Origin of the sequence: Pseudorhodobacter sp. E13 (genome assembly GCF_003991405.1) — a bacterium.
GTDB lineage: Bacteria > Pseudomonadota > Alphaproteobacteria > Rhodobacterales > Rhodobacteraceae > Pseudorhodobacter.
The window spans coordinates 166,577-174,855 of the sequence record NZ_RPEN01000152.1 but is presented as its reverse complement, the minus strand read 5'-3'; the positions used below and the strand labels follow the sequence as shown (position 1 = coordinate 174,855).

Annotated in this window: 1 protein-coding gene; it reads right to left on the bottom strand. The window is 63.4% G+C overall.

Annotated features, from left to right (window positions below):
- Window positions 1-8,257, bottom strand: an 8,257-nt coding sequence (locus tag EGN72_RS07895; RefSeq protein ID WP_127046282.1) for a VCBS domain-containing protein, incomplete at its 3' end; no start/stop codon positions are given.
- Window positions 8,258-8,279: the final 22 nt, after the last annotated feature.

Sequence of the window (8,279 nt, the reverse complement as noted above, 5' to 3'; positions counted from 1 at the left end):
GCTGGAACAGGTTGTCGTCGTTGTCGACATCCGCGGAGGTCGCCGTGCCGGTGATCGGCGCGGCGCTGTCCTCGGCCCCGATCCCGGACAGATCGCCCGCGATGACGGCCGGGTTGTTCGTGCCCGTGATATCGATGGTGAGCGTCGCCGTGTGGGTGCCGCCCTTGCCGTCGGACACCTCGTAGGTGAAGACGTCGGTCGCTTCGTCGTCGGTGTTAAGTGCGGCAGCCGCGACCGGATCGAGCGTGTAGGTCCAAGTGCCTGCAGTCGTCAGTTCCAACGTGCCATAGGTGCCGCCGACCGCCGATCCGACGCCGCCCGTGGGCGTGCCGGTGCCCGCGACAACGGCGGAGACGACGAGCATGTCGGTGCCGTCCGCGTCGGTGTCATTGGCCAGCACATCGCCGGTGGTCTGCACTGCCGCGCCGGGCACGGTTTCCGTTATCGCGCCTGTATCAGCGGTGGCGACGGGGATATCGTTGCTGCCAGTTACCGTGATGGTCACCAGAACCGTGTTGCTGGCGGCATTGGCGGCGCCGCTATCGTCGGTGATCGTCACCTCATAGACCAGATCCAGCGTTTCGCCGTCGGCCAGGAAGTCGAGCGCATTGTCCGCCGCCGTCCAGGTATAGCCGACAGAGTCGCCAGTCTGGTTCACCGCCCCGAAAGACAGCGCACCGATTTCGGCCAATGACAGGCCGCCATTGATATTGTGGGTGGCCGAGATGAAAGTCGACCCAACCGAGTGGGTATCGACACTGGCGTTCAGGCCAGCCACGCCGCCGTCGATATCGCTGAATGCGATGGTGCCGGTTGCAGTTACGTCACCAGTCTGCCCGGTCTGGTCGGCGATTTCGGTGGCGGTGCCGTTGCTCGAGAACTCGATCACCGGCTGGTCGTTGCTGCCGGTGAAGGTGAGAGTGACCACCTGATTAGTCGTTACGGCGTTCAATTGATCGCGGATCTGGATACTGTAGGTCTGGACGATGGTTTCGCCCTCGCCCAAGCCGTCGAGTTCGGCATCGTTATAGGTGAAGGTCCACTGCACCTGCCCCGAGCCACTGCCCGTCGCGGTGCTGAGGAAGCCCGAGCCGAGGCTGCCGATATAGGACGCCGCAGTCGGGCCTGTGGGCACCACGACGACGGTGTGGATGTCGTTGATCTCGTGATCGCTGAAATCGATGGTGCCGGTCAGGGTTGCCGGGGTGGTATCGCCATCGGTATCGGCCAGTTCGGTCGCGCCGCTGTCGCCAGCCTGGCCGGTGACAAAGGGCGAATCGTTGGCGCCGTTGACGGTGATCGTCACGTTCTGGTTAGCGCTGCCGTCGATCGACACGACGTTGAACACCTCGGTCGGCGTGCTGCCGGGGGTCAGCGCCTGGGTCGCCGGGCGGTCGTTGTCGATGGTATAGGTCCAGCTGCCGTCCGCCAGGATTTCAAACGTGCCATAGGTGCCGGTCAGGTTTGCCGGCTGCACGCCGTTCTGGGCGAAATCGGGGTCGGTGACCGACAGGTCGCCGGTGACCGAGGTATCGACATCAGTGTCCACGCCTTCGGTGATCGTCTGGGCGATGTCGCCGGTGATGGAGGCGCCATCGGCCGCTCCGGTGACGGTGATCGTCACCTGTTCGGTGGCGGTGCCGCCGTTTCCGTCGCTGACGGTGATGTCATAGACCAGGGTCAGGACTGCACCATCGGGCAGGAAATCGAAGGTTTCGGTGCCGCTGTCGAAGGTCCAGCCGACCGTGCCGCTGGTCGACATGTTGTCGATGACGGGGTCGGTCGCGGTGAGGGTCAGCATGTCGCCGATCTGGGCCGCGCTCAGGTAATCGGCCAGATCGAAGACTTCGCCATCCACATCCAGCAGGGTTCCCGAAATGTCGGTGGTCGAGGATACCAGCGTCGCTGCCACGACGACCTCATCCGTCAGATCCACGTCCGAGACGTCGAAGGTGCCGTTGGCGGTCAGGTTGGGGGCGTTGGTTTCGTCCAGGTCGGCGCCGTTGGAATTGCCGTTCTGGGCGGTGATCACGGGCGCGTCGTTGCTGCCCGTGATGGTCAGGGTCAGGGTCGAGGAACTGGACGCGCCATCGAGGTCGGCGATGTCATAGGTGAACACCTCGGTCGCGGTCTCGCCAGCGGCCAGGGCGTCACTGTCGCCCGCATCCAAAGCATAACTCCAGGTGCCGTCTGCATTGATGGTCAGCGTGCCATAGACGCCCATGATCATAGTCGGGCCGGCAGTCGTCACGGCCATGGTGGTGCCATCGAACTCGACCGATGTGACAGCCAGCTCGGTCGTGTCGGGCGTGGGCAGGGTGTCGGGATCGGTGTCGTTGCCCAGCACGTTGCCGCTGGTCGTATCCGTGCCGATCACGGTCATCCCGTCGGTGTCCAGCCCGGCCTCGACCAGAGTGGTCGCGTCGGCGTCAGCATTGGCAACCGGGTCCGAGTTCAGGCGCACCTTGATATGGGTGTCCAGCACGTTCGAGTCGTTCACCTTGTCGGTGGCAACGATCGAGATCTCGTAATAGCCGGGGGCGGCGGGATCGAAGGGGATCGAATAGGCGGCGAACAGCCATTCGAAGTTGATCGAACCCTGATAGAGGTCTCCGGCGAGGAAGGCGTCGTAGGCTGCGGTGAAGGCGGGCGAACCCGGGGCACCTGCGGAGCTTGCCGCCGCTGCTGCCACGTCTTCCATGGTGAAGGTCAGGATCGGGCTGCCGGTGGGCGTGCCCGACGCATCAAGATTGCTGATCGTGAAGGTATAATCGAAGTCGGCAAGGGTGCCGCCATCGTTATCCGTGTCGGCGGCAACGGACACCTGGAAGTTCCACCGTGCCCAGCCATCGTCGTCTGTGGTCCCCGTGTTGTCCTGCGGGGTGCCGCCTGCCGCGCCCACCGGCGCGACAAAGGTTTGCCCCGTTGGATCCTGCGGATCGACGGTAAGGCCGCCGGTAAAGCGCAGCGACACGTTCATGCCGATCTCGACCCCCGGCGCATCGGCCGCATCCGTCGCCACGACCCAGGAACCGTTGTCGCCCGGAATGCCCGAACCGATCAGCAGGTCGCCGCCCGGGGTCAGAACCGCCGGGTTCAGGTTGGATTCGGTCACGATGGTGTCGGGATCGTCCACCGCCAGCACCTGCACCGTGCGGGTCGCGGCGGTGTCGCCATGGCCATCGTTCACGTTGTAATCGATGGTCAGGGTGCCGTTGAAGTTGAGGTCAGGTGTGATGGTATAGGTGTCGCCGTCCTGAGTGACGGTGGCATTGGCCACGCTCACGCCATTGACGGTCAAAACGGTGTCGGTGTCCACATCGCTCCAGCCTTCCAGCAGTTCGGCGACGGTGACGGTAAAGGCCGTGTCTTCGGTCTGGTCCGCGATCTCGGTAATCCCGGCCACGTTCAGCGTCGGCACGTCATTGGCACCGGTGATGGTGATGTTGACGGTCTGGGTCGTGCCATCCTCGGACGTGATGGTGAAGCTGTCGCTCAGGGTCACGCCATCGGGCAGCGCGTTCACCACCGGATCGGCGTCGTTGATGGTATAGGTCCAGGCGCCGTTCGTGGCGACGGTAAAGGTGCCGTGGGCGGCAGAACCGCTGGTGACCTCCTGGAAGGTGTTATCGTCGTTGTCCACATCCGCGGCCGTCGCCGTGCCGGTGATCGCCGCGCCGCTGTCCTCGGTCCCCGTCCCCGACAGGTTGCCCGAGATGATGGCAGCGTCATTAGCGCCGTCGATCGTGACGTTGACCGTCGCCGTGGTGCCGTCGACAGAGGTGATGGTGAAACTGTCGCTCAGGCTGTCGCCGACGTTCAGGGCATCCACGTCGGGGTGGGTGTCGTTGATGGTATAGGCCCAGTCGCCATTGGCGCCCACGGTGAAGGTGCCGTAGGTGGCGGCGCCACTCGTGACCGCCACGAACAGGTTATCGGGGTTGTCGACATCCGTGGCCGTCGCCGTGCCGGTGATCGGCGTGCCGCTGTCCTCGGTCCCCGAACCGCCCGTGTTGCCCGCGATGGTGGCGCCGTCATTGGTGCCGGCGATGGTGATGGTCACCGGGATCGACGCGGTTCCGCCGTTTCCATCCTGCACTTCAACCGCATAGGTCAGGGTCAGGGTTTCATTCAGGGGCAGGAAATTGAACGCTTCGCTGCCGCTGTCGAACTCCCAGGTGGCGGTGCCGGTGGTGGCCGCGTCGCCGATCAGTGCAGTCATGTCGAGATCGAACATCGCCGCGAAGTTGAGGCCGGGCACGACAACACCGCCCGACGCATCCGCGCTGGTAAAGCTGGTCGAGCCGCTGACAATGTCGGTGACATCGATATCCTCGACGCTGAGGGTGCCGTCGGCGGTCAGGCCCAGGTTGGTTTCGGTCAGATTGGCCGAGACGGAGTCCATGCCCCCCACGGTAATCGTGGGATCGTCATTGGCGCCGGTGATCGTGATGGTGACGATCTGGGTCGCGCTGTCGTTCGCCGCAGCGGAACTGTCGGTCAGGTCGATTTCGTATTGCACCTGAACACTCTCGCCGTCGGCCAGATACTGGGCCACGGACGGATCGAGCGTGAAGTTCCAGTCGATATCCGTGCCATTGACCGAGGCCACGAAGGCAGCAGGATCCTGAAGCGCGTTTGTCAGGTCGGTGCTGACCGTTGCGCCACCCAAAGGCGTGATCGTGCCCGTGGTGTCAGCCACGCTGAATGTATCGTTCAGATCGATGTCGCTGAAGGCGATCGTGCCGCTTGCCGTCAGCTCGGTCGCCATGTCCACCACGTCTTCGGACACCGAGGCCGCGATATCGCCCGCCCCGATCACCGGCTGGTCGTTGGTGCCGGTGACGGTGACCGTGACCGTCTGGGGTGCCGATGGCACGCCTTCGCTGTCGGTGACGGTGACATTATAGGTGATCACCACCTCATCGCCTTCGCTGAGGTAATCGAAGGTGTCGGCCAAGCTGGTAAAGGTCCAGTTCACGGTGCCGGTGGTGGCAGTGTTGGCGATCACATTGCCCGCGTTGACCTCAAGGAACGACGCCACATTGGCCGTCGTCAGCGGACCGGCATCGCCGGTGACCGAGGCAACGCTGACGGCGGCGGTCACGGTGTCGGACACGTCCAGATCTTCGACCGAGAAGGACCCGGTCTCGATCAGCACGCCATCAGTTTCATCGGTATCGAAGGTGGCCGGACCGGTGGTGATTTGGGGTGCGTCATTGGTGCCGGTGATTGTCACGGTCAGGGGCTTGGCCACCGAATTGGCCGTGCCATCGTTGACCTGTACCATATAGGTCAGCACCAGAACCTCGCCCTCCGCCAGGAAATCAAGGGCGGCGGTCGTGCTGTAGGTATAGGCGATTTGCGGCGACCCGGCATTGGCAGCGGTGGGCCCGCCAAAGGTCAGGTTGCCCGCAGCAAGCAACCCGGCGACATCGGCCATGATCGCGGCCGGAACCGCGCCGCCGTCCAGGGTCGCCGTGGCATCGGTGGCGGCGACGGCCGTCAGGATGTCGGCATCGGTGGTCTGGGCGCCGAAGGTCTTGCCCACGTCGGCGTCACTGATGTTCAGCACGCCGGTGGCGCTGATCGCCTGGGCGCTGGCATGCGCGATCTCGCTCACGGTCGTGTTGACGGGGTTCACGGTGACGACGGGCACGTCATTGGTGCCGCTGACGGTGACGGTCACGGTCACCTGGCTGGAGTTTCCGTCGTTGTCGATGATCGTGACGGCGTAGTCAAAGCTGGCGGTATCCCCCTGCCCCAGGCCATCCAGCGTGCTGTCGGCCACGGAAAAAGTCCAGGTAACCATGCCCTTGCCGCTATTGGCCACGGTCGCAGAAGTGGTCAAAGCGGCTGAGAACAGGCCCGGCGCATTCGGCGTTATCGGCGACACGCCAACAATATGCGCGACGCCTGTGGGCACATCCTCGAACAGGATCTGGCCGGTGGCGGTGACGTTACCGATGTTCTCGTTCGCTGCGCCATCTGCCCGTTCAGTGGCGGTGCCGGTGCCCTTGGTGCCCGGCCCGGTCACCGTGACCGGCACGCCGCCGTTGACAAAGCGATAGACCTCGGGGTCAAGCGCGTTGATCTCGACCGGAACGGCGGCCGATGTTGCCGCGTTGCCCGCCGCATCGGTGGCCACCGCCGAGAGGTTGTAAAGGCCATCGGCCAGGGTCGGGGTCAGGGTGAACACGCCCGGCTCGGCCGTTTCGGTCGCGGTGCCGACAAGGGTGCCGCCGTTGAACACCTGGACGGTCGATCCCGCCTCGGCCTGGATCGTGACGATCGGGGTGGCGTCGTTCAGGATGCCGTCTTCGTCGCCGATGGCGCTGTCGGATGCCACGGTCAGCGTCGGGGTCGCCGGCGCGGTGGTGTCCAGCGTGATCGTGGAGGTCGCGGTGGCCGAATTGCCCACATCGTCGGCCACGGTCAAGGTCGCGGTCAGCACGCCATCGCTCAGGGCCATGATTTCCGTGCTGTCAAAGAAGATGGGGTCGTTGCCGTTCACCGCCACGGAAACCGATCCGCCGCCGCTGGACGTGACAACCAGCGTCCCGGTGGCATCGCTGTCCAGCCCGTCGACCGTCAGGGCCAGGCCGACACCGGCATCGGCCGCGTTGATGAATCCGTCGCCGTCGTCAAAGCTGACGGACAGAGTTGCGCCTTCCTCGTCCGCCGAAATGTCCAGTTCGAAAGCACTGACGCCGGTCCCGGCGTTGCCGGCGATGTCTTTCACGTCGACCGACACGGTGATCTGCCCGCTGACCAAGGTGTTGAAATTCGCGAAATCGCTTGCGTCAAGGGAAACGCTGCCCGCCGACAGATCGCCCGCGGTCAGAGTGTAGGTGACCACATTGCTCATGGAATCGGTCAGGGTGACGGTGCCGCTGACAGCATCGCCGGGGATGCCGGTGATGTCGATGTCGGTCCCGGATACCGAGACCGGATCGGCCACGGTGATCGTCGGGGCGATGGGCTCAACGGTGTCCAGCACGACGGTGCCGGTGGTCGAGATGAGAGTATTGCCTGCGGCATCAACGGTCCGCCCTTCCAGGACGTGGCTGCCTTCGGTCAGCGGGACACCGGCAAAGGTGACCTTGCCGGCCATAATAGCGGCGGAATCCAGCACAACAGAAGCGAAATCGATGCTATCGATGACAAGCGTTACAGTATCGCCCACGGCACCGCCGGGCCCAAAGGCCACATCGATCGACACGGTGGAAAAGTTAGTCACCCCATCGCTGTCTGACGCGCCTGTGTCGTCGCCATCGGCCAGAACCGGAGCCGCCAGCAGGGCGACCGTGGTGTCCTGGGTCACAGTTGTGGTGACTGACGTGCTTTGGTTGCCCGCCGCATCGGTCAGCACGACGTGATAGTCATAGTCGCCGTCCACGACGGAATCGATATCGTCAAGCAAGATCGTGGTGCCAGCCTCGCCGCTGGCGATGGGGCGGGTAAGCACAGCCACGCCATCGCGGAAGAGTGTCAGGGTATCGCCAACCTCTACCCCTACCGTGGGCACTTCAAACTGGAAGTAGCGGGACGTGGCCTTTGTCACATGATCGCCCGGCGTGCCACTGTCGTTATCCAAAATGAGATTGGTGGCGGAAATATCCCCCAAGGTCTTGTCGATCGTGTAGGTTTGCGTGGTGATGGCAGATGTATTGCCCACTTCATCAGTCTGGCGCACCTGCACTGTAAATGTGCCATCGGTCGCCCCAAGATCGAAACTGGTGCCGGTGCCGGTGTTCCAACCGCCGCCGTTGATTTGATATTCCCAGCTGACCGCATCTGCTGCAAGGCTGACATTCACCACCGAGTCATTGGTCAAACCATCGCTGCCGCTTGTCCCGGCATCAGTGTTCAGCGCGACAGCCGGCGCAGCGGCAAAGGCATCAACCTCCAACCCGGTCAGGTCTGTGGCAGGCACTGTGACATTCGCAGGCGTGGACGTGCCAGCGTTGAAGATCGTGGCACCACCATTCAGGATCAGCGATCCAGCGGGCACATCCACATCGCTGACTTCATTCCCGGCCTGCACGACATATGTGAATTGCAGATAAGTCGTTCCGACCAATGTCACTGTGCCGGTAAAAATCGCCGTCAATCCGCCATCCAGCACCAGACCGATTGATCCGCCATTCAAGCTAATATCAACGGGGCCGTCAAATGTCAGGAAAATGTTAAAGCTTTCGCCCGCAGTGTAGGTATCCTGGGGTGACGCGAGGCTGACTGAGTTGATGGCGGCCATTGGTATATCTCCGGGTGTATGA